The sequence below is a fragment of the Paenibacillus sp. 1A_MP2 genome, from assembly GCF_052244825.1.
Lineage (GTDB): Bacteria > Bacillota > Bacilli > Paenibacillales > Paenibacillaceae > Paenibacillus > Paenibacillus vandeheii.
The window spans coordinates 3866480-3891492 of record NZ_JBQQCS010000001.1 but is presented as its reverse complement, the minus strand read 5'-3'; the positions used below and the strand labels follow the sequence as shown (position 1 = coordinate 3891492).

Genomic DNA, 25013 nt, shown 5'->3' with positions numbered 1-25013 from the left:
GCATGATTAAGGTTCGAATCCAGCCTGGCTAATCCAGATTTCATGTTCCGCAAAATGCGCCTTCATTCGTTGAGCTACAATTTTGTAAGCTTCAGGGCTGTACCAATCTTCCTTACCTACTTGCTGGTAGAGCGATTCCATGCCAAGTCTCCGTGTTCGCTTGCCCTCACTGCCATCCCCCATGAAATAATCGTCAATGCATACCCGCTGGACAAGCGGTCTTAGGACGGCTGCAAAGTTTTCGCTGCTGGGCAATACGGGTGCAATAGCAGCCTGTGTGGGGATACCGGCATCCCGAAGTTGTTCCAAAGCTCGCAATCTGCCTGCAATTGGTGGAGCTGCCGGACTGAACTTTTTGCGAATATCGTCCAGGTCCGTTTCCACGGTCATGCTTACACGCACACGGTCACCCAACTTTTGCAGCAGATCGATATCTCGAGTCACGAGTGGGCTTCGGGTTTGAACCAATATAAAATCGGGCGGTTGTTCAACCATAACTTCCAGCAAGGAACGCGTGATTTGCTCCTTATACTCAACAGGCTGATACGGATCAGTACTGGATGACATAAAGATCGTGACTTTACCTTTCGTTTTCGCACGTTTCATCTCTTTGACAAGTACACTGGCGGCTTCCTGTTTCACATCAACCCAGCTTCCCCAAGGCTCATTGCGAAATAAAGATACTGGCATTTGCCTTACGTAACAGTAGGAACAGCCAAAAGCGCAGCCTGTGTAGGGATTCAGTGTATGCGTATAGCCATTAAGGAACCCGGTTCCTTTGTTCAGCAACGTCTTGGGTAATTTGTATAATAGGCTGGTCTTCATGATTCATCACGCCTCTGTTCACGGTAATTTGCAGGTGTGCATCCAGTATGTTTTCGAAAAACCGTAATAAAATATGCCGGATTGGCTATGCCGACCTGACGGCCAATATCGGTGACCGTAAGCCCGGTGCTTTCGAGCAAATTGCGGGCTTCGGTGACTCTTTTTCCTGAATATACTCCACAGGCGTTTGGCCGGTAATCCGTTTGAACACACGATGCAGATGATACGGACTGCCGTGACTAACGTTTGCAAGAATATCAAGTGTCAGGGACTCGGCAAAATGATGCTCAATATAGTCTGTTACAACGGAAATCCACTCCTGATCGGGGACTCGCTCACCTGTTGGTTTGCATCGTTTGCATGGACGGAAATGTCGTTCCAATGCTTCTTCAGGGTTATTAAATATAGAGACATTCGCATATTTCGGTGCTTTCGACTTGCAGGAAGGCCTGCAAAAGATGCCTGTTGTCTTGACTCCGTAATAGAATTTGCCGTCGAAGTTGCTGTCGTTGTGGATAATGGCTTTCCACTGTTTGTCGTCTATAGGAACAGGATCTATTTGATAGGGGTTATAACTTTCCATAGAGATCACCTCAACTCTCATTATACCCCTGATTCGTTGAAATCGAGGGATTATCATACATAAAAGCAAGATATCAATATGTTGGAAATCTGCCTCCCTTCAATCTGAATGAAATATAGGCTACAATGTACAGGATGGCAAGCTGTTTTAAGTGTGTAATTTATTTACGAAAGAGGTAGATTGAATGGTTCGTTTCGGAGTGGTAGGTACCAACTGGATTACAGAGAGGCTTCTTGAGGCCGCTGCACAAGTCGAAGGATTCGAATTGACCGCCGTGTATTCAAGAACTGAAGATAAAGCTAATGCATTCGCAGATCAATATGATGCTGCATACCGATTCACCAATCTGGAAGAGATGGCGGCGAGTGATGGGTTCGATGCCGTGTACATTGCTACACCGAATACCTTTCATGCCGAACAGGCAGAGTTGTTTCTGAGAAACGGCAAACATGTCTTGTGCGAGAAGCCTTTGGCAGCCAATGGGGCAGAGGTTCGTCGTATGATTGATACAGCGCGAGAACATGAAGTTCTGCTCATGGAGGCCATGAAATCAACCCTTGTTCCCTCGTTCAAAATGGTACAGTCTCACCTACATAAGATTGGCCCGGTACGTAAATATGTGGCGAGTTACTGCCAGTACTCTTCCAGATACGACAAGTATAAAGAAGGAATCGTCCTGAATGCGTTCAAACCTGATCTCGCTAACGGTGCGTTAATGGATCTTGGTGTGTATTGTCTCTATCCATTGATAACACTGTTTGGTGAGCCTAACCAAGTTCAATCCCAGGCGATGATGCTGGAATCCGGGGTAGACGGACAAGGCAGTGTCATCCTGAATTATGATGAGATGGAAGCGGTAGTGACGTACTCCAAAATCTCCAATTCTCATGTTCCAAGCGAAATTATGGGCGAACGTGGCAGCATCATTATTGACAAAATTGGTTCACCTGAACATGCAGAGATACGCTACAATGATGGTACGATAGAGAAACTTACTGCCGAGCAAATTCACCCATCGATGTATTATGAGGTAGAGGAATTTGTAAATCTGATTCAGCAGGGCAAAAGGGAATCGGACATGAACACCTATGAACGTTCCTATGTTACCATGCAGGTGATGGATCAGATCCGGCAGCAGATTGGTCTTGTTTTTCCTAACGATTAATTCTGGAAAGTGAGCTGAGACGAGATGAGCAGAGATGAGCAGAAGAGCCGAGCAGCCGGCCTGGAGCTGGCACAGATTATTTTTATCGGGCGAACCTTCGAGGAATATATGAAGATGTTCAACCTGACTGTGGATGAGATTAAAGGCAAGTCCATTCTTGATTGTCCGGGCGGGGCTTGTTCTTTCAGTAGCCATGCGCGAGAGTGGGGTGTAGATCCTATGGCAGCGGATATTGCTTATGAATACGAGAGCGGCCAACTGGAAGCGAAGGGACTTCAGGACATAGAGCATACGATGAAACAAATGGAACAGGTACAAGAAAAATATAGATGGGATGATTTCGGTTCGATCCAGGGCTTGAAAGAAGAGCGTAGACGTGCAATCATCGATTGTGTAGCAGATATGAAACGTTTTCCTGACCGTTATGTGGCTTCTATACTGCCGGAGTTGCCTTTTGTCGATGAACAATTCGATCTGACATTGTCTGCGCATTTTCTGTTTACGTATGCAGATCGCCTGAATGCCGATTTCCATCTTCAGACGATTCTTGAGCTGTTGCGTGTGACCAAGCGGGAGCTGCGGATTTTTCCTACGGTAGACTTGTCTGGCAAACGTTATGAGCATATGGATGAACTAAAGGCTATACTGGAAGAACGCGGATATATAACTTGTGAAGAGAAAACTTCATACGAATTCCAGCGGGGAGCACATACGATGCTCCATATTGTGAAATCCCGGTAAAAATACCCGAGTTGCAACAACACAGCTAGCACTTCATTCATGAAGGTTTCAATAAAGATTAAGATACGTATGACCAGAACAGGTTAGGAGGTTTTATCGGATGAAAAAAGTACTTATACTTGGTGGGACACGTTTCTTTGGCAAACGTCTGGTTGATCATTTGCTTTGGGAAGGTAAGTCTCAGATCACCGTCGCAACTCGCGGCAAAACGGATGTAGACTTTGGACCTGAGGTTAACCGGATTAAAATGGATCGTGAAGATCCGAAATCTCTCGCCGAGGTTGCGCAGACCGACATGTGGGATATTGTCTATGACAACATCTGTTACTCGCCAGATGCGGCGAAGTCGGCATGCGAAGCTTTTGCAGGACGTACCCAAAGATACATTTTGACTTCAACTCTTTCGGTATATGGAGATCCCAAACCTGGATTTACGGAAGCTGATTTTGATCTGTACACCTATCCGGTGCAATATGGTAGCCATGAGGATTTCTCGTATGGAGAGGGCAAACGTCTTGCGGAAGCTGTGTTTTTCCAGGAAGCGGATTTCCCGGTGGCAGCGATGCGTATTCCGATTGTACTCGGAATTGATGATTACACGCGAAGACTTCATTTTCATATTGAACATGTGCAAAAAGGAAAACCTATCGGCATGCCAAATCCGGAAGCCGAGATTGGATTCATTAATTCCACGGAGGCCGCAAGATTTCTCGCTTGGCTTGGACATTCATCCATTACTGGACCTGTGAATGCAGCATCCAAAGGGGCTATAACACTCTCTTCCATGATGAAATTGATTGAAACGGTAACCGGCATGCAATCCCAGGTACTGTCCGAAACGATCAAAGAAGATATGTCACCCTTTGGAATTTCGGAATCCTGGACAATGGATACTTCCAAAGCAGAGCAGGCAGGATATACGTTCGAAGCATTAATGGATTGGTTCCCAGGTCTGGTTCGCGAAGTGGCTCTGGCACTTCAATCCGAGGGCTAGAATCCAAAATATGTATTAGAAATACTTTTAATATAAACACAAACAGGACGCAGTCAGAGAAGTCTTCTCCGATGCGTCCTGTTTGTATTTGCTTCAACCTACTATTTTTCTCGCGAGTCAGGAGTGATCTTAAAATGCTCTCCTGTTTATTTGGAAGGCACTGAGGCGGACGCGCGAATGCGCAGTTCAGACGGCATAATGACGCTCTGTGGCTCCTCAGCAGCCTTGCCTTCAATTCGATCGATCAGCATTTGCATGCCGATGGCACCGAAATCATAGGCAGGCTGTGCAGCAACAGTGAGAAATGGATCAAAGACGGATGCCAGATCCAGATCATCAAAACAGACGACCGAGATGTCCTCAGGCACACGCAGCCCCCGTTTACGTAAAAGTCGAATGACGCCAATGGCGAGCATGTTGTTTGCTGCAAATATGGCTGTAGGTTTGTACTGATGTGCAAGCAAACGGTCGATACCCTCTTCATCGCTGAAATCCCGATATCCTGTTCGAAGGATTAAGCCTTCATCAAAGGGCAGCTCGGCTTCCCGGAGTCCCTCCATATACCCTTCTTCTCGCAGCCGTGCAGTCGAAACCTCGGAAGAACCATTGACCAGAGCAATGCAGCGATGCCCCAGATTCGTCAGATATCGAATCAGCTGAAGCGCACCGTCTCGGCTGTCTCCAGCGATAACGTCCGATGTGATTCCCGGGACAGTACGGTCCAAAATGACAAACGGAATGTTGCGTTCCTGCAGCTGCTTCAAGTGATTCAGCGAGCGATCTCCTGCAGGTGCAAACAGTACACCATCCACACGGGTTGACAAGATCGTGTCCACATAATTTTTCTCCTTGTCATAATCCTCGTCACTATTACTGAACAAAAGGCGATAACCGCGCAGATTGGCAGCATCCTCAGCCCCTCGGGCCAGAGTCGTATAGAAGGGGTTGGTAATATCCGTAATCAGCAGTGACAGCATCTGGGTCCGTTGCAGCACGAGACTTCGTGCATTGGAGTTGGGGATGTAACCAAGTTCTTCAATGACCTGCTGCACACGCTCTCGTGTAGCCGGACTGATGCGGCCTGTTTGATTAATGACTTTGGAGACGGTCATGGCGGAGACGTTGGCTTTTTTGGCAATATCATAAATGGTGATCAATGGAATCTAACCTTTCCGCAACATAGTCTTTCCATTCTATAGGATAATGCCAATTGACAGCAACATAAGCTCATGCTATCTTAGGGTTACCGATAACCCTAATCATAAAAAAGTTGATTTATTTCAGTCTAACCGCTCTTCATTTTTGCTCACATCGCTTCCTTCATACTCAATAAGAGGACAGCATAACGGAGTCAATAATATAGAGCGGTTTATTTAAAAAAGTATTTGTAAACGCATTCATAACAAGAAAGAGAAGTGGCCGTTGTGGCATCCAACGGTAATGTGTTACCTCGGGTATCGGTGAACTGTAGGAAGAGAATCCTTAATTGGCCCCATCCAACTGCACACGGACAAGTCAGAAGTCATTCGTACCTAATCCATGAACCCATTGAAGGAGGACGTTTTAGTATGACACATCAGGATTACCGTTATAAACAGGCATTTCCGAAGATTGGTATTCGTCCCACGATTGACGGAAGACGCAAGGGTGTTCGCGAATCATTGGAAGAGCAGACGATGCGTATGGCGACGTCCGTTGCCGAGCTGCTCGCAGCAGAACTTCGTTATCCCGATGGATCGCCGGTTGAATGCGTTGTGGCCGAGTCTTGTATTGGCGGCGTTAACGAGGCAGCGGCAGCAGCAGAACTATTTAGTCGTTCAAACGTGGGTGTGACGATTACCGTTACCCCATGCTGGTGTTATGGAACAGAGACGATGGATATGTCACCTTCCATTCCTACGGCCATTTGGGGCTTTAACGGGACTGAACGTCCGGGTGCAGTATATCTGGCAGCGGTACTCTCTGCCCATGCACAGAAGGGAATTCCGGCTTTTGGCATCTATGGCGAGGATGTTCAGGATGGAGGAGATACGACGATTCCTGATGACGTTCGTGAGAAATTGCTACGGTTCAGCCGTGCGGGGCTTGCCGCTGCAACCCTGAAGGGACGTGCCTATCTCTCCATCGGATCGGTATCCATGGGCATTGCTGGCTCCATCGTAAACGATACTTTTTTCCAGGAGTATCTGGGCATGCGGAACGAATATGTGGATATGAGTGAACTGACTCGTCGGATAGAAGAGGAGATCTACGATCCCGAGGAGTATAAACTGGCACTGGCCTGGGTGAAGGAGAACTGCAGTGAAGGACAAGATAACAATCCTGCCCATCTGCAGACAGATCGCATACGCAAAGAGTATGAATGGGAAACGGTTGTGAAAATGACCCAGATCGTACGGGATCTGATGGCTGGTAATCCCAAGCTGGCGGAGCTGGGATTCACTGAGGAATCCATGGGCCACCACGCGATTGTCTCGGGATTTCAGGGACAACGGCAATGGACTGATCATTCACCCAACGGAGATTTTCTGGAGTCCATCCTGAACTCTTCCTTTGACTGGAATGGCAAACGATCACCTTATCTGGTGGCAACGGAGAACGACAGCCTGAATGGTGTGTCAATGTTATTCGGCTCCCTGCTTACACATACCGCGCAGATCTTCGCAGATGTACGAACCTATTGGAGTCCGGATTCGGTAAAACGCGTGACCGGACATCAGCTGGAAGGAAACGCAAAGGACGGTATTCTGCATTTGATCAACTCCGGTTCTGCAGCATTGGATGGTACGGGGCAACAGTCAAGAGCGGGTGAACCTGTGCTCAAGCCTTTCTGGGAAATTACAGACGAAGAGGTTCAGGACTGCCTGAAAGCTACCTCCTGGCGGCCAGCATCTGTGGAATATTTCCGGGGCGGCGGCTATTCGGCTGATTTTCTGACCAAGGGCGGTATGCCTGTTACGATGACACGTCTGAATTTGGTCAAAGGACTTGGTCCAGTGCTGCAATTGGCTCAAGGTTACACCGTTGATCTGCCTGAGGAAGTTCATGATACGCTGGATCAGCGTACAGATCCGACTTGGCCATCCACCTGGTTTGCGCCTGTCCTCACGGGATCAGGAGCCTTCACCTCGGTCTATGAAGTGATGAATCAGTGGGGCGCGAACCATGGCTCCATCTCTTATGGACATATCGGAGCGGATCTGCTGACATTGGCCTCCATGCTTCGTATCCCTGTAAGTATGCATAATGTGCCGGAATCCGAGATTTTCCGTCCGCGTGCCTGGGGACTATTCGGTACAAGTGAACCGGAAAATGCCGATTACCGAGCATGCAGCGTCTTTGGACCTTTGTATCGATAATATCCAAACGGCTTGACGCTGAAGCGAAGGAGGCAGGAGAAATGGGGATTCAGACAACACATGTGCTTGCTGCTGATTATGGCGCCGGAAGCGGTCGGGTAGTCCGGGGACTTTTGACGGGAGCAAGCTCTCGTTACAGGAAATGCATCGATTCAGCAACGAACCCGTGCAGTTGGGGAGGGATTGTATTGGGATTTCCTGCGACTTTTCCACGAATTAAAACAAGGTATTGTGAAAGGCATGCAAGGAACCTCGCATCCTGTCCGTTCCATTGCTGTGGATACGTGGGGAGTCGACTATGGATTGGTGGACGGGACGGGAAGATTGTGTTTTAACCCGCGTCATTACCGGGAATCACGTAATGCAAAGTGGATGGAAGAAGTCCTGCGCATGGTAAATGAAGAAGAGCTATATTCCATGTCTGGCGTCCTGCCACAACAGATCAATACCGTGTTTCAGCTGCTTGGAAGTGTACGCGAGCACCCTGAAGATCTCCGGCAGGGTGTGCGCATGTTGTTAATGCCGGATTTGTTTAACTATTATCTAACAGGTCAGCAGGCCTGTGAGTACACCATTGCGAGTACAAGCGGACTGCTGCATGCCGGGGAGGCCCGGTGGAATGAACAGCTGATTGGCCGACTGGGTATCCCGGAGACGTTATTCCCACCTCTCGTACAGCCCGGCTCGGTGCTGGGGCAGTTAACGGATGACTTGTGTGAGGAGTTGCGAACTGGACCGATGCAAGTGATATCTGTAGGATCACATGATACAGCATCCGCGCTGGCAGCTATTCCAGCGACAGATTCGGAATTTGCTTTTATTAGTTGTGGCACCTGGTCACTCATGGGCGTGGAACGTGACACCCCTGTACTGGATAATCGCAGCCGCCAACTGGGATTCACCAATGAAGGCACGGTAAATGGCAAAGTGCGAACCTTGAAGAATCGCTCAGGCCTGTGGTTATTGCAGGAGTGCAAACGACAGTGGGAACGGGAGAATCAATGTTTTAGCCATGAGGAACTCGTTCAGCTTGCTGCATCGGCAACCGCTCATGAATGTTATGTATCGCCTGGAGATGGAGTGTATTTGGCACCCGGTAACATGCCCGAGCGAATCCGGCAACAGTGCAGTTCCAGCGGCCAAACCATACCTGAAACGACCGGAGCCATTGTGCGTTGTATTCTCGAAAGCTTGGCGCTGGAGTTCAGACAGACTCTGGATGAATTGGAGCTCATTACAGGTACGCGGCCACGGGTAATTCATATGGTCGGTGGCGGCGTGCATAATCGCTTATTGTGCCAATTTACGGCGAATGCAGCAGGTGTTCCGGTGGTAGCCGGCCCAGCAGAGGCAACCTCGGCTGGCAACTGCATGCTGCAATTCCTGGCCCATGGTGAAATGAGCAGCTTGTCCGAGGTGCGGGAGATTATGGCTTCTTCCTTTTCTCCCGAGACCTATGAGCCAGAAGAAACCACAAGGTGGAAGGAAGCTTACGAAATCTATCAGAACTTGAATCAAACCTTGGCGAACAGATTCAATTAGAAGAGCATTTTGCGCTAGAACGATAAAAATCGATTCTGCAAACTGCTGAAATAGAAAAAGTCAAAGGAGTGGAGCAGAACATGTCTGAACAACAGGTAAGGGAAGAATTGACCAAATATGCCCGCAGAGCAGTTGCTCAGGGATTGGTGGTTGGCCCAGGGGGTAATCTGAGCGCTCGTTCCGAAGGAACGATGCTGCTTTCCCCGAGTGGTTATGCACTAGAGGATCTGGAGCCCGAGGAATGGATTGCAATTGATATTGCGACTGGAGAGACACGTGCCGGATCGACACGTCCTTCTTCCGAAGTATTAATGCACCTCTACAGTTATCGTGTAAATCCTGATATTCAGGCCATTGTGCATACACATCCGGCATACACCATCGCACTAAGTCTCGTTTTCAATGAATTGCCACATTTGTTCCCTGATCAGTCCGCACTTGTAGGCGATATTGGCTTCGTCCCCTATGTTCTGCCAACGACCAAACTTCTTGCCGATGCGGTGGCTGCAAAGGTTGAAGAGCACACAGCGCTTATTTTGGTAAATCACGGGTTGGTGACCACAGGTAAAAACCTGCGCGAAGCCTACTACCGCACCCAGGTAGTGGAGGAAAGTGCCAAGGTGTATATGATTGCCAAGGCAGCAGGGGAGCCCAAAGTGCTTACTGCGGAACAATACAAAGAGATTCAGTCTCTTGAAAGTGAAGCCTACCGCGTGCAGCTATTGCAACAACTAAAGTCCTAAATCATTATAGCGAAGTGAGCGAGATGAAAATGCTTATTCATCAATGTAAACCGCTACTTCCAGTAAAACTTGGAGATTCAGGTTAAGCACAAAGGACCACAATTTTTTTCGACAAGTATTGCATATCCCGAAATACCGAGTATAATACTGGGTAAATAGATGAAAAGGGGATGCAATAAACGATGAAAACACATGCTGAATTGAACTCACTTCTTGTTGACGATTATCTGGATCTCCTGAACATAGCAAAACAACTGGGTGATGAGGAGTGGAAACAGGCCATTCTGCAGGCACTGAAAGAAGAAGTGGATGCTAATCATCATTTGGATTCAACCGAGGTTAGACAGGATCTTTGGAATCAATTTGAAGGAATTAACGAACAGATGCATGATCTGTTAATGCAACTCAAACACGCTGATCGTCCTGAAGAGAAAGAACAGATTATTGAAGCCATCTGGGGACTGAAGGTAGACCGCAATGCCATTACTCGTAAACTTGAAACCATGAGCCGTTCCAGTGCTGGACAACATTAAAGCTCTAACGTTTATTATAAAAAAATAAAAACCCGCGTGCCGCCCTATGGAATTAATATTCCATGGGTTGGCATGCGGGTTTTGTGTTTGTTGCTGTACTTGTTCTATTTAAGCATTAAAACTGTTTGGCGAGCGTACGTGCCTCATCTATGGCTTGCTGTTTGATTTCTTCAGCGCGTTCCTTGTACTGGTTATGTCCTTCCACAAAAATCCCCTCAAGCTTCGGAACACCCAAGAAAGACATAATAATACTCAAATAACGATGGCCGGATTCCATTTGGGCCGCAGGTCCTTCAGAATAAATGCCGCCACGGGCCTGAATATGCAGTGCCTTTTTGTTGGAAAGCAATCCGACCGGGCCCTGCTCCGTATAGCGGAACGTTTTGCCAGCCACGCAGATGGAGTCAATATACGCCTTCATAATTGGAGGAAAGGAGAAGTTCCACATCGGTGTCACAAAAACATATTTGTCAGCAGAAGCGAATTGGTCTGATAATTCATTCAAACGTTGAACTTTGGCCTGTTCTCCAGAAGTCAATTCGCTGCCGGATTGAAGTTTACCCCATCCACTGAACACATCAGCATCAATATGAGGAATATCTGAGCGATACAGATCCAGATGAATGACCTCATCCGAAGGGTGGCTTTCACGATATGCATCAACAAACGCTTTACCTGTTCCCATACTGAAGGACGTTTCATGGTCATGAGGATGGGCAGTAATATACAATAATGTAGACATGCGGTTCTTCCTCTCTATGATGTTTTTGCCCCAAAGGGCTCACATTAACAAGCGACCAATGTAGTATGCATCGTTAGTAACGTTTTATACCTGGATAGTGACCTGGTACTCAATCATGTATAATATAATGGTGTAGGTGAAATCCGAACGATAACAGGAATGAGTGAGATGAGCGCATATGGGAATGGATCTGGAGAAGCAACGATTAAGCATTGAAGCAGCGAAATTGTATTATCAGTCGGATTACAGCCAGCAGGATATTGCGGTAAGGCTGGGTGTGTCACGTCCAACCGTATCGCGGTTACTTCAGTATGCGAAAGATCGCGGTTACGTTCGCATTGAAATTATGGACCCCCTGGAGGATATCGACATTATCGCCGGGGAGCTCAAGACCAAGTATAATCTGGATACTGCGCTTGTTTGTTTTGCCCCGTTGAAGAGTGATGAAGAAATTTTGAAACATATTAGCAAGAGAGCAGCAGATTACTTACAGGATACGGTGCAGGATGCGGATATTATTGGCGTAACCTGGGGGACAACGATGAACGCCGTAGCCCGTCAGCTTCGTCCCAAGCAAGTTAAAGGCGTGGAAGTGGTTCAACTTAAGGGAGGCGTAAGCCATTCCCATGTGAATACGTATGCGGCAGAAATTGTTCATTTATTTGCGGAAGCGTTCCATACAGTTCCCCGATATTTGCCTTTGCCAGTGATCTTCGACAATATTGAAGTCAAAAAAATGGTGGAAGCAGACCGACATATTGGCAGAATTGTGGAGCTTGGCCGACAGGCGAATATTGCCATGTTTACGGTAGGTACCGTGAAGGAAGATGCACTTTTGTTCAGGCTGGGGTATTTTAATGATGAAGAACAACAATTGCTGATGCATTCCGGTGCGGGTGACATTTGTTCACGTTTTTTTGATGCCGAGGGCCGATTGATCAGTGAAGAAATTAACAACAGAACCGTCGGAATTGATCTGGCCGAGCTGCGAAATAAGGAGAAATCCATTCTCGTGGCCGGGGAAAGCGCAAAATAGAGGCCATTCATGCTGCGCTCAAAGGTCATTACGCCAACATTTTGGTAACAGATCAATACACAGCTCAGGCTCTGCTCCGATTATAATTCAATGGATGACAACATCTGCCACGCGACATGGGCGGATGTTTTGCTTTCTTAGACAAAAGCTATACTGTACGATTTCTTCCCGGTAAGGGAAGTCTTTTGTTTAATGAAGTTTTCATGGAATGTATTAAGATTTCAACGATGAACAAAAGTTCATATTGATTTTTACATATGTTCATGTTAGGGTAGGGATATAGAAAATAACTAGTTCAGATAAGGGGAGATTCAAATGACTACACCACAATTAGCCAAAATGATAGATCATACCTTGCTTCGTGCAGATGCAACACAAAGTGAAATGGCAAAATTGACCGAAGAAGCGAAACAATATCAGTTTGCTTCTGTATGTGTTAACCCGGGCTGGGTAGCTTATGCTGCTGAACAACTTCAAGGTACTGGCGTAGATATTTGTACCGTTATCGGTTTCCCTCTGGGAGCTTCCACTTCCGAAACCAAAGTGTTCGAAACCAAAGACGCTATCTCCAAAGGAGCTACTGAGGTGGATATGGTTATCAACATTAGTGCGATGAAAGACGGCAAAGATGACGTTGTGGAACAGGATATCCGTGCAGTTGTTGAAGCAGCAGCGGGTAAAGCTTTGGTGAAAGTCATTATTGAAACTTGTCTGTTAACGGATGAAGAGAAAGTACGTGCATGTCAAGCAGCAGTAAAAGCTGGAGCTGACTTTGTCAAAACGTCCACAGGTTTCTCTACGGGTGGAGCAACGCCAGAAGATATCGCTTTGATGCGTCGTACCGTTGGTCCGGATGTGGGCGTTAAAGCTTCCGGCGGCGTGCGCAGTCTGGAAGATATGCAAAAAATGATCGATGCAGGAGCAACTCGCATTGGCGCAAGTTCCGGTGTGAAAATCATGCAAGGCGAACAATCTACATCTAATTATTAATTCGTGAGTAACTTAGCACGATAAATTCCAGCAGATGGAATGCTTGGATGATTTAAAAGGTAACTTGTTCTTCATATCTCGCTTTGGACGGATGTGAAGAACAAGTTTTAAATCTGATTCTGATTTTTCCTTTTCTATTTTTTTGATTATAACAGGATCACAAAAGACCGAATTTATTGTAAGCGCTTCAACCGTTTTCTGAAAGGTTAATTCTTCACATTTATGGGAAACCTTTGAGCTGAATGAACATCCGGCTTAACTACCTTCAAAGGAGAGATAGAATGAAATTCCTAATTGCCCTTCTTGGTATACTTGTTGTATTTGGACTAGCTTATCTGGTCAGCAACGGTAAGAAGAAGATCCGATATCGTCCACTAATTATCATGATTGTTCTGCAAGTTATATTGGGATACGCATTGTTAAACACAGGAGTGGGTACCTTTTTGATTAGCGGTTTCGCAAACGTATTTGAAAGTTTGCTTGGCTATGCTAATGACGGTATTTCGTTTGTATTCGGTGGCTTGACTACCGTTGGTGCAGACAGTGGGGGCGCGCCATTCTTCCTCAGTGTATTGATGCCGATCGTTGTCATCTCAGCGCTCATTGGTATATTGCAGTATATCCGAATCTTGCCTTTTGTTATAAAATATATTGGTCTGGTATTAAGCAAAGTCAACGGAATGGGCAAACTGGAATCATATAACGCGGTTGCTTCGGCTGTATTGGGGCAATCTGAAGTGTTCATTTCTGTGAAGAAACAAATTGGGTTGCTGCCAAAACATCGGCTGTACACCTTGTGTGCTTCGGCGATGTCCACAGTATCGATGTCGATTGTCGGTGCCTATATGTCCATGATTGATCCGAAATATGTGGTTACGGCACTTGTGCTGAACCTGTTTGGCGGTTTTATCATCGCTTCCATCGTGAATCCATATGAGGTTACCGAGGAAGAAGATATATTGGAAGTACAGGAAGAGGAAAAACAATCCTTCTTCGAAATGCTGGGCGAGTACATTTTGGATGGTTTCAAAGTTGCGATCGTTGTAGCAGCGATGTTGATCGGTTTTGTGGCTTTGATCGCACTTGTTAACGGGATCTTTAGTGCAGTACTCGGTATTTCGTTCCAGGAACTGCTTGGTTACGTGTTTGCACCATTTGCCTTCATTATGGGTGTTCCTTGGAAAGAAGCGATTCAAGCGGGAAGTATTATGGCTACCAAAATGGTATCCAACGAATTCGTTGCCATGCTTGATCTGACCAAACAGACTACATTGTCTGCCAGAACAACAGGGATCGTATCCGTCTTCCTCGTATCGTTCGCCAACTTCTCTTCGATCGGTATTATTGCCGGTGCGGTGAAGGGACTTCATGAGAAACAAGGTAACGTGGTGGCCCGCTTCGGTCTGAAACTGCTTTACGGTGCATCGCTTGTCAGCGTGCTGTCTGCGATCATCGCCGGACTGTTCTTGTAAAGCCGGATTATTGGAAGGAGTGCTTAAGTTATGTCAACATTCAAAAGAGTACATCTGATCGTTATGGATTCAGTGGGAATCGGTGAAGCGCCGGATGCGGCAGAATTCGATGATTTCGATGTCGACACCTTTGGACACATTGCACGTGAACGCGGAGGGCTGAAAATGCCTCATATGGCCAGTCTTGGACTGTCCAATATCAAGGAAATTGAGGGTGTCCCTGTAGCGGATGCACCAAAAGCCTTTTATACCAAGATGCAGGAAGCATCCAGAGGGAAAGACACCATGACGGGTCACTGGGAATTGATGGGCCTGTACATTGATACTCCTTTCCGTGTGTTCGCAGACGGATTCCCGGATGAATTGATTCAGCGCATTGAGGAAAAAACAGGCCGCAAGGTGATCGGGAACAAACCGGCTAGCGGCACGGAAATCATCGATGAATTGGGCGAAGAGCATGTGAAAACAGGTGCCCTGATTATATATACATCCGCAGATTCGGTTCTGCAAATTGCAGCCCATGAGGATGTTGTTCCACTGAAAGAATTGTATGAAATCTGTGAGTTCTGTCGTGAGATTACTCTCGACGATCCGTACATGCTGGGCCGCATTATTGCCCGTCCGTTTGTAGGAGAAGTGGGTAACTTCAAGCGTACAGCTAACCGTCATGATTACGCACTTAAACCGTTTGGCCGTACCGTGATGAATGAACTCAAAGATGGTGGATTTGATGTAATCGCTTTGGGTAAAATCGCAGATATCTACGATGGAGAAGGCGTAACGAAATCTGTACGTACCGTTTCCAACATGGATGGCATGGACAAACTGTCTGAAACAATGGATGAAGCGTTCACTGGACTCAGCTTCCTGAACTTGGTTGACTTCGATGCCTTGTTCGGACACCGTCGTGATCCACAAGGCTACGCTCAAGCACTGGAAGAGTATGATGCTCGTTTGCCTGAGATTTTTAGCAAAATGACGGACGAGGATCTGCTGCTCATCACAGCTGACCATGGTAATGACCCAACCTACCGTGGCACGGACCATACCCGTGAGTATGTTCCGCTGCTTGTGTACTCTCCGCGCTTCAGCGAGGGTAAAAAGCTTGAACTGCGCAGCACGTTTGCAGACGTTGGTGCAACAGTAGCTGAGAACTTCGGCGTGAAACTGCCGGAATACGGTACAAGCTTCCTGAAGGATTTGAAGTAGTCCGAATTCTTATCTTTAACTGAACTTGGGGAAAGCTTTTATTTTCTTAGAACATACAATTGGACAGGACAACCATTTGGGCAGCTTCAGCTGCTCCGGTCCCTGGCCTTCATTCAAACTGATGGATAACTGGAGGAGATTTAATCATGAGTACACATATTGGAGCTAAACCCGGAGATATCGCAGAAACAATCCTTTTGCCAGGAGACCCGTTGCGTGCAAAATTTATTGCGGATACGTACCTTGAAGATGTTGTTTGTTACAACGAGGTTCGCGGAATGCTCGGGTTCACGGGTACATATCAAGGACACCGTATCTCGGTGCAAGGCTCGGGCATGGGGATTCCATCGTTCAGCATCTATGCCAACGAACTGATCAGCGAATATGGCGTAAAAAACCTGATTCGTGTCGGAACTTGCGGAGGCATGCAAGAGCATGTACGTGTTCGGGATGTTATCCTTGCTCAAGCTTCATGTACCGATTCCAGCATGAACAAGCTTGTATTTGGTGGATATGATTTCTCCCCAATCGCGACGTTCTCCCTGCTGAAAGAAGCGTATGATCGTGCAACGGCTAAAGGCATGAAAATCCATGTCGGTAACGTATTCAGCTCCGATTCCTTCTATCGTGACGACCGCTCTGTTACTGAGAAATTGATGCAGCACGGCGTACTGGGCGTGGAGATGGAAACAACAGCACTGTACACACTCGCTGCTAAATTTGGCGTAAATGCACTGACCATCCTTACTGTAAGTGATCACTTGCTGACAGGTGAAGAAACTACAGCCGAAGAACGCCAAAAAACGTTCAACGACATGATGGTGGTAGCACTGGAAACAGCAATTACGCTGTAATTGTTGCATTTTATATTCAATAATCAATTGATTTTGATCGAAACTTTTGTTTTGAGCACGTAGTGAAGGAAACGGAATCGATTCTGAAGAAGCGAAGCGTTCGCCTTTGTCTCCAAGTTTCCAAATTACAAAAACCATAAAATTTACACGATAACGAAGAGGGCAGAAAAAACCTGAAGAAGCGAAGCGTCCGCCTTTATCACCGGATTTTCCCCTTAGAAAAGGGAATCAGAAAAATCTGGGGATAACAGCGGTTGGAAGGTTGTTCTGCCATCGAAGTGACCCGTGTAAAACACCACAACGAAGGAGAGATCATCATGAGAATGGTAGACATTATTGCCAAAAAACGCGACGGAAAAGAACTGACTACAGCTGAGATTGATTTTGTTGTTCAAGGATATACACAAGGAGAAATCCCGGATTACCAAGTCAGCGCTTGGGCGATGGCCATATTCTTTAAGGATATGACAGACAAGGAACGCGCAGATTTGACCATGTCCATGGTGAACTCGGGCGAGACGATTGATCTGTCCGCAATTGAAGGCATCAAAGTAGACAAGCACTCCACGGGAGGCGTGGGCGATACCACAACACTGGTACTGGCACCACTCGTTGCAGCTCTCGATGTTCCTGTTGCCAAAATGTCCGGACGTGGATTGGGTCACACTGGTGGTACAACAGACAAACTGGAATCCGTTGCAGGCTTCCATGTAGAGCTGGAGAAAGAAGAGTTCATCCGACTCGTTAACGAACATAAAGTCGCGGTTATCGGTCAAAGTGGCAACCTCACACCGGCAGACAAAAAGCTCTATGCTTTGCGTGATGTTACAGCTACCGTTAACTCCATCCCACTGATCGCAAGCTCCATCATGAGTAAGAAAATTGCAGCAGGTGCCGATGCCATCGTACTGGATGTCAAAACAGGTGCTGGTGCATTCATGAAGACTACGGAAGATGCAAAAGAACTGGCACATGCCATGGTAAGCATCGGTAACAATGTAGGCCGCAAAACCATGGCTGTTATTTCCGATATGTCCCAACCACTGGGTCTGGCTATCGGTAACGCGCTTGAAGTGAAAGAAGCCATTCTCACACTGCAAGGTAAAGGACCGAAAGATCTGGAAGAACTCTGTCTGGCACTTGGACGTCAAATGGTATTCCTTGCTGGCAAAGCAGACTCCCTGGAGCATGCTGAGGAGAAATTGAGAGAAGTGATCCAGAACGGTAAAGCACTGGAGAAATTCAAGGACTTCCTGGCAAACCAAGGTGGAGACGCTTCGGTTGTAGATCATCCGGATCGCTTGCCACAAGCGAAATATCTGGTTGAAGTGCCAGCGGATAAAGACGGATATGTAGCTGGTATCGTCGCTGACGAAATCGGTACTGCTGCAATGCTGCTCGGCGCAGGCCGTGCAACGAAAGAATCGGAGATCGACCTCGCTGTGGGCCTGATGCTCAACAAAAAAGTGGGTGACCAGGTTAAAGCTGGCGAATCCCTCGTAACGATCCATGCGAATCGTGAAGACGTGGCAGACGTGATCGCGAAGATCAAAGAAAACATTACGATTTCGGATCATGCCGATGCACCTGTGCTGGTACATGATATCGTAACGGAATAATACACAAGTCAGACAAGATTTAACCTTATGTCTGAATGAAATTTCAAAGACCCGAAGCTATGCATCCTTAGCTTCGGGTCTTTTCTCATTTGTTCTTCAACATATCATATGCCATAACGGAATCTGCATTGGTATAAATATATGGTGTGGATGGCTGATCGACAGGTGTTACCTTCGTTGCACGAATCTCAATGGTGTCCTCGCCGTTCACTTGAGCCGATCCAATTGTGCCATCAATTTGTACCCAACTGTCTGTTGGGAAGCTGTCTGCATTTGGGACATGAATCATCACACCAAAGGGTGCCGCGTCTGCGGGGCAGCACATGACCAGAAATCGTCCTAATGCAAAATGCGATTCATGATCCATACTTTTATCCCGGTATACAAACCCGGTAAGGGAGATAGCCTTGCCTGCAAATTGCCGTTGGAACATATCAATGGAACCCAATGTCTCGGAGAAGATTTCGGGATATACCTTGATGACCGATTCCGCATATAACTTCTCTGCCAGTTCAGCAAATTCTCGACTGTACTCATCCGGGGGTACGAATTGTACTTTCGCGGCAGGCGTTGGTAATTCAACAGTCGTTGTTTTTTTTGAAAGATCCTTAACGTCCAGTTCTGCTGCATCAGGCAAAGGCTCTTTTCGACGAATCTCTGGAGTTCCATAGGATAGTGACATACCTTTTTGACTGGCCATGGAACTACCTAACGCCTGATCCGGCAAAAGAAAACCTAAGATTAAGGGAATGGCAATCAAGCCATAAATCAGCGAGCTGCGTATCCATCCCGAAGGAGGCGGGTGCTCACAATCACAATGGAGCTGACTATTGCCAAACAGTCCGTGCCAGGCCATGATAGCAGCAATAAACAAAAAGGGAACAGGGCAGCAGAGAAGCAATCGTTGCATCGTTGGTGCCAGATAATAATGAAGAGAATCGCTTGAATTCAAATGAATGATGTATACAGCCAACCCGCCGATCCACAGCGCACGAATTAGGTTATGCCAGTGGATGGAGGGAGATTTTGAAACAGGAGCCTTGGACATCGTATAACCAGGATGGTTCATGTAATCAATCACCTCTTTTGATCAAATCGTGACCTCGTGAATGCTTTCCCGGATAAGCGGGATTAAACATACTCTTAAATGCTCATGCCAGAAGGTTAATCAACCACGACCCGGCGAAAACCAATATAATAATGGCCAGGCTCAAGCCAATAACGAACCGGGTGCGGAAGGTGGAGAGCAGCATCAGTGTGCTTTTGAAATCAAGCATTGGACCGAGGACGAGAAAGGATAACAGCGGCCCTAACGCAAACGTGTGAGAGAAGGCAGAGGCTACAAAAGCATCGGATGTCGAGCAGAGAGACAATACATACGCAAAGCCCATCATGAATGCATAAGAGGCGACAGGCCCGTTACCCAAAGAGATGAGATCACTGCGGCTGATAAAAGTCTGGATGCAGGCAGTAATGAGAGCGCCAATCACCAAATATTTGCTCATATCGACGAATTCGTCTCCGGCATGGATGAAAAAGCTGCGCCAGTTTTTGTCATGAATATGATCATGATCATGATCGACTGAATGTGAATGAGGCTTTGCCATTTTAAATCCCGGATGAGTTTGCACGATGGCTGATCCACGTCGTTTTGACATTTTCAAAGGATTATAATGAACGAACATATACGTCAGCATCCCTATAAAGGCAGCTACGGCAAAAGAAAGCAGCATACGGGCAATCACAATTTCCGGGTGGGACGGAAATGCAAGCAAGGTTGCGGTAAATACAATTGGATTTACGACAGGACCACTTAGAATAAACGTGACCGCGATGTAGGCGGGCATGCCTTTGTTCATTAATCGGCGGACAACCGGAATCATGCCGCATTCACAGATGGGAAAGATAATACCCAGCAGACCCGCTACCAGAACACCACCGATGGGGTTTTTGGGAGTAAGTTTTCTCACCATTTCTTCAGATACAAACCATTGCATAAATGAAGATAACAACACCCCGATGAGCAGAAATGGAGCCGCTTCGAGAAAAATACTTATGAATATGGTTTTCATATTTTGCAAGGCTTCGCTGTTCCATGCCTCATGCAGATCGGGAGCCATCGTAATCAATACGGGAACAAGAAATGCACAGGGTATAAGGAATGACAGGAGCTTTAGATTAGCTGCCATTTTCATGGGATAGACCTCCAGAACCGGGACTTTGGTAAAATATATGCTTGTACCGTCCGCATCATACTCGTTCACTTTAATTAATCAACATTCTTACGATTTAGATGTCTGAGGATGCCAACATGTTGACAAAAGAAACAAGGATCAGGTATAGTTTGAGTTGTTAATCGTAATTATTACCATTAAGAAATTGTTACATTCAGCCTATGGGTCGAGTGGAAGCTACATAGCATTCCGTCATTAGTTTTGAGAGGATAAATAGAAGGGAGTCATTGAAATGACAGAACAACAGGTACAACCCCGAGTTCCGGTGACCGTATTAAGTGGATATCTGGGTGCAGGCAAAACGACATTGCTTAATCATGTACTCCATAATCGGGAGGGCATGCGAGTTGCTGTAATTGTAAATGACCTCAGTGAAGTTAATATTGACGCTGGCTTGATCCGGGATGGCGGTGGATTGTCACGCATTGATGAGAAGCTGGTGGAGATGTCCAATGGCTGCATCTGCTGCACGCTGCGTGAGGATTTGCTGAAAGAGGTAGAGCGGCTTGCGCTGGACGGTTCTTTTGATTACATACTGATTGAATCTACAGGCATTGGGGAGCCTGTACCCGTTGCCCAGACATTTACGTACATTGACGAAGAACTGGGGATTGATTTAACGAAATTTACGCGGCTCGATACGATGGTAACGGTAGTGGACGCTGCCCAGTTCTGGCGCGATTTCTATTCCAAAGAAACGTTAAGGGACCGGGGCAGGAAGCCGGAGAGGACGATGTACGGGGAATCGTTCATCTGCTGACGGATCAGGTTGAATTCTGTGATGTGCTGATTTTGAACAAGTGTGACCTGGTATCGGAAGACGAGCTGATCAAGCTTGAGAAAGCATTACATGCGATGCAGCCGGAGGCCCGACTTATTCGTACAACCCATGGACAGATTGACCCGAGGGAGATATTGAATACCGGACGGTTTGATTTTGAAAAAGCAAGCCAGTCTGCGGGCTGGATCCGCGAATTAATGAAGGAAGAACACACACCCGAGACAGAGGAATATGGCATTCACTCGTTTGTGTACCACCGGAAACGACCGTTTCATCCGGAACGTTTGCTGCGCTGGATTGCGAAGTGGCCTGAAAGTATCGTACGTTCCAAAGGCTTAATGTGGCTGGCAACACGTAATCATATGGCGGTGTCTTTTAGTCACGCAGGAACATCCAAGCAGTTGGGGCCTGCCGGATTATGGGTGGGTGCGATGAGTGAAGAAGAGCGACAAATGCATTTTGGTGATACACTTCCACCTATTCCGGATTGGGATGAGCAGTGGGGAGATCGGGTAACGAAACTGGTGTTCATCGGGATAGACATGGACCGCGCGGAGATCGAACAAGCGCTGGATGAGACACTTCTTACAGAAGAAGAAATGCTGATGAATTGGCGAGAATTGAAAGATCCATTTCCAGCGTGGAGTTGACAAAAGAAAAAGCATGGGCTAATATCATTAAACAGTAATCATTACGATTAGATAAATTGAAGGAGGCCATATCCATGAGAGTCATTGTAACTTTAGCCTGCACCGAGTGCGGAGATCGCAACTATACAACAACCAAGAACAAGCGTAACCATCCAGAACGGATCGAATTGAAGAAGTATTCTCCACGATTGAAGAAGATGACGATTCACCGGGAAACAAGATAAATTTTTTTGTCATTTTTACATCGTAATATTTACGAAAAGAGGAAAAACCATGATTTTATCTTCCATGCGTGATGTGGTATTCGGATACGGCAAAGAGCCTGTCATTGACCAACTGTCGCTGGATATCCATGTTGGGGAGTTCGTGGGCATTACAGGACCCAACGGTTCTGCGAAAACAACTATCCTGAAATTGCTGCTGGGGCTGTTACAGCCCTGGAGCGGCACGGTACATATGGATGCACAGTCCGAACGTGGCAGCAAGCTGAACATCGGGTATGTACCCCAACAGGTCGCATCGTTTAATAGTGGCTTTCCCAGTACGGTGATCGAACTGGTGCGATCCGGATGTTACCGTAAGCTCGGCTTGTTCCGCAGATTCACTTCCGAGCAGGAAGCTGTTGTGGAACGCAGCTTGCGGGAAGTTGGTATGTGGGATTACCGCAACGCCCGAGTTGGTGAACTGTCGGGTGGACAAAAGCAGCGAATCTGCATTGCCAGAGCCTTGGCAGGCGAGCCCCAGGTACTCGTGCTGGATGAGCCGACTACGGGGATGGACCGACGAAGCCGTGAAGGGTTCTATGATCTGATGCGCCATTATACTGATGTCCATGGACTGACCATTATTATGGTAACCCACGGACTGGAAGAGATGGGCGATCGATTGGACCGAACCATTATCCTGGAACGGCAAGAAAGTGAGGAATGGCAGTGTTTGAGTACGAATTCATGCAGCGTGCCTTCTGGGCAGGCGGACTGATTGGAGTCATTGCTCCGATTCTGGGAGTATACCTGATGCTTCGACGCCAGGTGCTGATGGCGGATACGTTATCCCATGTTTCATTGGCTGGAGTTGCCCTGGGTTCCGTGATGAACCTGGATCCGGTAATCTGTGGATTTGCGATTGCGATTATCGGTGCATTGCTGGTGGAACAACTCCGAAGAAATTACCTGACGTATAGCGAGGTGCCTGTAGCGATCATTATGACATCCGGGCTTGCCCTTGCTGTGGTACTCATGAGTCTGAAAACGAGTCTGTCCAAGACATTTAGCTCTTATCTGTTCGGTTCCATCGTTGCAGTTAGTGATATGCAGTTGTGGATTATGGCAGCTGTGTGTGTTATCGGTCTGATTTTTTTCATCGTGCTCAGAAGACCATTGTACAATTTCACGTTTGATGAAGAGACAGCTTCCATCGGAGGCATTCAGGTTAAAGGTATATCATTTGCATTTGCTGTTTTGACAGGAATGACCGTTGCTTCAGCCATGCCGATTGTCGGCGTGTTGCTCGTGTCAGCATTAATCGTGCTTCCTGCTGCCCTAGCACTGAGATTGTCACGCAGTTTTGCAGCAGCGATTGTTATCGCCGTCGTTACCGGATTACTCGGTATTTTTAGTGGACTGACCACCTCTTACCATTTAAACACACCACCGGGAGGAACCATTGCTCTCATCCTGCTGGTCTTTCTATTGATTGGAATATCAGCACAAAAGCTGATTGCAAGATATAACCGTAAACGCCATAGCAAAGCAAGAACACAACAACGCGCAGCGCTATTCATACATTCAAGGGAGAATACACGACATGAAATTTAATAAAAGATCAGCACTCGCACTGTTATTCAGCCTTACACTCATTGTCTCCGGTTGTGGACAGAACCAGGCAGCTTCCGATTCCAGTACCAACTCGGCTAACACGCCAGCTTCGGCGGAGACCGAAGAGGCCAAACTAAATGTTGAAGTCAGCTTTTATCCGATGTACGAATTCACCAAAAATGTGGCAGGCGATCTGGCTAATGTTCATACACTCGTTCCTGCAGGTACGGAGCCGCATGACTGGGAGCCGACACCACAGGATATTGCAAGCATTGAGAAAGCGGATGTACTTGTCTATAATGGGGCGGGTATGGAATCCTGGATCGATCAAGTTACAGACAGTCTCGCCAATGCCAAACTCATTCAAGTGGAAGCGAGCCATGGAATTGATCTGCTGGAAGGCTCAGAAGAAGATGAGCATGAACACGAACATGCCGACACAACAGACACCCATGATCATGCGGATGAAGCCACGTCAGAGGAGCATGATCACGATCATGATGCCGAAGCAGAAGAGGCACATACACATGACCACGGCGGACTTGATCCCCACGTGTGGCTGTCACCTGCACTTGCCGTGAAGGAAGTACGTAATATCGAGGCTGGATTGGCACAGGCTGCACCGGAACATGCGGAGCAATTCAAGCAAAATGCCGACGCCTACGTTGCCAAACTGGAAGCACTGGATCAGGATTTCAAAGCGGCTGTAACGGACAGCAAACGTAAAGATTTCATCACACAGCATGCTGCATTTGCCTATCTTGCACAGGAATATGGTCTGCAGCAAGTACCAATTGCCGGGCTGTCTCCAGAACAAGAGCCTTCCGCAGCGCAAATGGCGGCCGTTATTGATTTTGCCAAGGAGCATCAGGTGAAGACGATTTTCTTTGAAACGTTGGTTTCATCCAAAGTGTCAGAGACCATCGCCAATGAAGTAGGAGCCAAAACGGCCGTATTGAACCCGATCGAAGGGTTGTCGGAAGAGGAAATCGCGGCAGGAATGGACTACATCGGTGTAATGCGGCAGAATTTGGAGGCGCTGAAACTAGCCCTGAATGAATAGCACTTTATGCTTCAGTAACAAGCTGAATTCACGAAAAAGATAATCCATTTGATGCCAGTCA

At 47.0% G+C, this 25013-nt stretch carries 23 protein-coding genes and 2 pseudogenes; 18 read left to right on the top strand and 7 right to left on the bottom strand.

Features of this window, described 5'->3' with window-relative positions; translation table 11 throughout:
* Nucleotides 1–6: 6 nt before the first annotated feature.
* From ACTWJ7_RS19155 to ACTWJ7_RS19145, 3 genes are read right to left on the bottom strand one after another with little or no spacing between them, the layout of a single operon-like run.
* Entirely contained in the window at nt 7–825 is an 819-nt protein-coding gene (locus ACTWJ7_RS19155) for an SPL family radical SAM protein (RefSeq protein WP_301878532.1), read from the bottom strand.
* Entirely contained in the window at nt 822–965 is a 144-nt protein-coding gene (locus ACTWJ7_RS19150) for a helix-turn-helix domain-containing protein (RefSeq protein ID WP_443145771.1), read from the bottom strand. The genes ACTWJ7_RS19155 and ACTWJ7_RS19150 overlap by 4 nt, the downstream gene beginning before the upstream one ends.
* Nucleotides 911–1408, bottom strand: a complete 498-nt coding sequence (locus ACTWJ7_RS19145; protein ID WP_443145770.1) for a bifunctional transcriptional activator/DNA repair enzyme AdaA — start codon at nt 1406–1408, stop codon at nt 911–913. The genes ACTWJ7_RS19150 and ACTWJ7_RS19145 overlap by 55 nt, the downstream gene beginning before the upstream one ends.
* Before the next feature lie 184 nt (nt 1409–1592).
* Between ACTWJ7_RS19145 and ACTWJ7_RS19140 the strand changes: the two genes are divergently transcribed.
* From ACTWJ7_RS19140 to ACTWJ7_RS19130, 3 genes are all read left to right on the top strand, one after another.
* Nucleotides 1593–2573 (top strand): Gfo/Idh/MocA family protein, encoded by a 981-nt coding sequence (locus ACTWJ7_RS19140; protein ID WP_301247027.1) that lies wholly within the window; start codon nt 1593–1595, stop codon nt 2571–2573.
* 24 nt (nt 2574–2597) lie between these two features.
* On the top strand, nt 2598–3314 hold the full coding sequence (locus ACTWJ7_RS19135) for an SAM-dependent methyltransferase (protein WP_301878527.1): 717 nt from the start codon (nt 2598–2600) through the stop codon (nt 3312–3314).
* Nucleotides 3315–3414: 100 nt separating this feature from the next.
* Nucleotides 3415–4308 carry an NAD-dependent epimerase/dehydratase family protein gene (locus ACTWJ7_RS19130; RefSeq protein WP_443145769.1) on the top strand — a complete coding sequence of 298 codons (894 nt, stop codon included), beginning with the start codon at nt 3415–3417 and terminating at the stop codon, nt 4306–4308.
* Between the two features lie 146 nt (nt 4309–4454).
* On the opposite strand, the gene ACTWJ7_RS19125 is transcribed toward ACTWJ7_RS19130, so the two are convergent.
* Nucleotides 4455–5465: a LacI family DNA-binding transcriptional regulator gene (locus ACTWJ7_RS19125; protein WP_301878526.1), complete on the bottom strand. Its 1011-nt coding sequence runs from the start codon at nt 5463–5465 to the stop codon at nt 4455–4457.
* Between the two features lie 411 nt (nt 5466–5876).
* Here ACTWJ7_RS19125 and ACTWJ7_RS19120 point away from each other — a divergent pair, with 411 nt between their 5' ends.
* The 4 genes from ACTWJ7_RS19120 to ACTWJ7_RS19105 all read left to right on the top strand — a co-directional run bounded on the left by ACTWJ7_RS19120 (nt 5877) and on the right by ACTWJ7_RS19105 (nt 10485).
* Nucleotides 5877–7667: an L-fucose isomerase gene (locus ACTWJ7_RS19120; RefSeq protein WP_301878525.1), complete on the top strand. Its 1791-nt coding sequence runs from the start codon at nt 5877–5879 to the stop codon at nt 7665–7667.
* A gap of 183 nt (nt 7668–7850) precedes the next feature.
* A complete protein-coding gene (locus tag ACTWJ7_RS19115) occupies nt 7851–9209 on the top strand; it encodes a rhamnulokinase (protein ID WP_443145768.1) in 1359 nt (452 codons plus the stop codon).
* An 80-nt stretch (nt 9210–9289) separates the two neighbouring features.
* Nucleotides 9290–9952, top strand: coding sequence for a class II aldolase/adducin family protein (locus ACTWJ7_RS19110; RefSeq protein ID WP_301878523.1), 663 nt, complete (start codon nt 9290–9292; stop codon nt 9950–9952).
* Between the two features lie 182 nt (nt 9953–10134).
* Nucleotides 10135–10485 (top strand): hypothetical protein, encoded by a 351-nt coding sequence (locus ACTWJ7_RS19105; protein ID WP_094939639.1) that lies wholly within the window; start codon nt 10135–10137, stop codon nt 10483–10485.
* Between the two features lie 115 nt (nt 10486–10600).
* Here the strand turns inward: ACTWJ7_RS19105 and ACTWJ7_RS19100 are convergent, their stop codons facing one another.
* Nucleotides 10601–11227, bottom strand: a complete 627-nt coding sequence (locus tag ACTWJ7_RS19100) for an FMN-dependent NADH-azoreductase (protein WP_443145767.1) — start codon at nt 11225–11227, stop codon at nt 10601–10603.
* A gap of 184 nt (nt 11228–11411) precedes the next feature.
* On the opposite strand from ACTWJ7_RS19100, the pseudogene ACTWJ7_RS19095 reads away from it, so the two are divergent.
* The 6 genes and pseudogenes from ACTWJ7_RS19095 to ACTWJ7_RS19070 all read left to right on the top strand — a co-directional run bounded on the left by ACTWJ7_RS19095 (nt 11412) and on the right by ACTWJ7_RS19070 (nt 18407).
* Nucleotides 11412–12349 (top strand): annotated as a pseudogene (locus ACTWJ7_RS19095) (sugar-binding transcriptional regulator).
* A 229-nt stretch (nt 12350–12578) separates the two neighbouring features.
* Nucleotides 12579–13253 (top strand): deoxyribose-phosphate aldolase, encoded by a 675-nt coding sequence (gene deoC, locus ACTWJ7_RS19090; RefSeq protein WP_079344641.1) that lies wholly within the window; start codon nt 12579–12581, stop codon nt 13251–13253.
* 281 nt (nt 13254–13534) lie between these two features.
* Entirely contained in the window at nt 13535–14725 is a 1191-nt protein-coding gene (locus ACTWJ7_RS19085; protein WP_024631981.1) for a NupC/NupG family nucleoside CNT transporter, read from the top strand.
* A 30-nt stretch (nt 14726–14755) separates the two neighbouring features.
* On the top strand, nt 14756–15934 hold the full coding sequence (deoB, locus tag ACTWJ7_RS19080; protein ID WP_079344643.1) for a phosphopentomutase: 1179 nt from the start codon (nt 14756–14758) through the stop codon (nt 15932–15934).
* 146 nt (nt 15935–16080) lie between these two features.
* Entirely contained in the window at nt 16081–16788 is a 708-nt protein-coding gene (gene deoD / locus ACTWJ7_RS19075) for a purine-nucleoside phosphorylase (RefSeq protein WP_024631979.1), read from the top strand.
* Between the two features lie 317 nt (nt 16789–17105).
* Entirely contained in the window at nt 17106–18407 is a 1302-nt protein-coding gene (locus ACTWJ7_RS19070) for a pyrimidine-nucleoside phosphorylase (protein WP_024631978.1), read from the top strand.
* An 85-nt stretch (nt 18408–18492) separates the two neighbouring features.
* Here the strand turns inward: ACTWJ7_RS19070 and ACTWJ7_RS19065 are convergent, their stop codons facing one another.
* Nucleotides 18493–19476, bottom strand: a complete 984-nt coding sequence (locus ACTWJ7_RS19065) for a TIGR03943 family putative permease subunit (protein WP_301878518.1) — start codon at nt 19474–19476, stop codon at nt 18493–18495.
* A gap of 82 nt (nt 19477–19558) precedes the next feature.
* Nucleotides 19559–20602, bottom strand: coding sequence for a permease (locus ACTWJ7_RS19060; RefSeq protein ID WP_301878517.1), 1044 nt, complete (start codon nt 20600–20602; stop codon nt 19559–19561).
* 271 nt (nt 20603–20873) lie between these two features.
* Between ACTWJ7_RS19060 and ACTWJ7_RS19055 the strand changes: the two are divergent.
* The 5 genes and pseudogenes from ACTWJ7_RS19055 to ACTWJ7_RS19035 all read left to right on the top strand — a co-directional run bounded on the left by ACTWJ7_RS19055 (nt 20874) and on the right by ACTWJ7_RS19035 (nt 24952).
* A pseudogene (locus tag ACTWJ7_RS19055) lies at nt 20874–22072 on the top strand (GTP-binding protein).
* A 74-nt stretch (nt 22073–22146) separates the two neighbouring features.
* Complete coding sequence (rpmG, locus tag ACTWJ7_RS19050; RefSeq protein ID WP_024631975.1) at nt 22147–22296, top strand: 50S ribosomal protein L33; 150 nt, start codon at nt 22147–22149, stop codon at nt 22294–22296.
* A 49-nt stretch (nt 22297–22345) separates the two neighbouring features.
* Entirely contained in the window at nt 22346–23053 is a 708-nt protein-coding gene (locus tag ACTWJ7_RS19045) for a metal ABC transporter ATP-binding protein (protein ID WP_079344651.1), read from the top strand.
* Nucleotides 22999–23889, top strand: a complete 891-nt coding sequence (locus tag ACTWJ7_RS19040) for a metal ABC transporter permease (protein WP_301878515.1) — start codon at nt 22999–23001, stop codon at nt 23887–23889. Before ACTWJ7_RS19045 ends, ACTWJ7_RS19040 begins: the two co-directional genes overlap by 55 nt.
* Nucleotides 23879–24952 carry a metal ABC transporter substrate-binding protein gene (locus tag ACTWJ7_RS19035; RefSeq protein ID WP_301878514.1) on the top strand — a complete coding sequence of 358 codons (1074 nt, stop codon included), beginning with the start codon at nt 23879–23881 and terminating at the stop codon, nt 24950–24952. Before ACTWJ7_RS19040 ends, ACTWJ7_RS19035 begins: the two co-directional genes overlap by 11 nt.
* Nucleotides 24953–25013 lie beyond the last annotated feature (61 nt).

Bases quoted from the DNA above. Each gene is read 5' to 3' on its own strand.
- ACTWJ7_RS19155 (WP_301878532.1), bottom strand. From the start codon at position 825: ATGAAGACCAGCCTATTATACAAATTACCCAAGACGTTGCTGAACAAA.
- ACTWJ7_RS19145 (WP_443145770.1), bottom strand. From the start codon at position 1,408: ATGGAAAGTTATAACCCCTATCAAATAGATCCTGTTCCTATAGACGAC.
- ACTWJ7_RS19140 (WP_301247027.1), top strand. From the start codon at position 1,593: ATGGTTCGTTTCGGAGTGGTAGGTACCAACTGGATTACAGAGAGGCTT.
- ACTWJ7_RS19135 (WP_301878527.1), top strand. From the start codon at position 2,598: ATGAGCAGAGATGAGCAGAAGAGCCGAGCAGCCGGCCTGGAGCTGGCA.
- ACTWJ7_RS19130 (WP_443145769.1), top strand. From the start codon at position 3,415: ATGAAAAAAGTACTTATACTTGGTGGGACACGTTTCTTTGGCAAACGT.
- ACTWJ7_RS19120 (WP_301878525.1), top strand. From the start codon at position 5,877: ATGACACATCAGGATTACCGTTATAAACAGGCATTTCCGAAGATTGGT.
- ACTWJ7_RS19110 (WP_301878523.1), top strand. From the start codon at position 9,290: ATGTCTGAACAACAGGTAAGGGAAGAATTGACCAAATATGCCCGCAGA.
- ACTWJ7_RS19105 (WP_094939639.1), top strand. From the start codon at position 10,135: ATGAAAACACATGCTGAATTGAACTCACTTCTTGTTGACGATTATCTG.
- ACTWJ7_RS19100 (WP_443145767.1), bottom strand. From the start codon at position 11,227: ATGTCTACATTATTGTATATTACTGCCCATCCTCATGACCATGAAACG.
- deoC (WP_079344641.1), top strand. From the start codon at position 12,579: ATGACTACACCACAATTAGCCAAAATGATAGATCATACCTTGCTTCGT.
- ACTWJ7_RS19085 (WP_024631981.1), top strand. From the start codon at position 13,535: ATGAAATTCCTAATTGCCCTTCTTGGTATACTTGTTGTATTTGGACTA.
- deoB (WP_079344643.1), top strand. From the start codon at position 14,756: ATGTCAACATTCAAAAGAGTACATCTGATCGTTATGGATTCAGTGGGA.
- deoD (WP_024631979.1), top strand. From the start codon at position 16,081: ATGAGTACACATATTGGAGCTAAACCCGGAGATATCGCAGAAACAATC.
- ACTWJ7_RS19070 (WP_024631978.1), top strand. From the start codon at position 17,106: ATGAGAATGGTAGACATTATTGCCAAAAAACGCGACGGAAAAGAACTG.
- ACTWJ7_RS19065 (WP_301878518.1), bottom strand. From the start codon at position 19,476: ATGAACCATCCTGGTTATACGATGTCCAAGGCTCCTGTTTCAAAATCT.
- ACTWJ7_RS19060 (WP_301878517.1), bottom strand. From the start codon at position 20,602: ATGAAAATGGCAGCTAATCTAAAGCTCCTGTCATTCCTTATACCCTGT.
- rpmG (WP_024631975.1), top strand. From the start codon at position 22,147: ATGAGAGTCATTGTAACTTTAGCCTGCACCGAGTGCGGAGATCGCAAC.
- ACTWJ7_RS19045 (WP_079344651.1), top strand. From the start codon at position 22,346: ATGATTTTATCTTCCATGCGTGATGTGGTATTCGGATACGGCAAAGAG.
- ACTWJ7_RS19040 (WP_301878515.1), top strand. From the start codon at position 22,999: ATGGCAGTGTTTGAGTACGAATTCATGCAGCGTGCCTTCTGGGCAGGC.
- ACTWJ7_RS19035 (WP_301878514.1), top strand. From the start codon at position 23,879: ATGAAATTTAATAAAAGATCAGCACTCGCACTGTTATTCAGCCTTACA.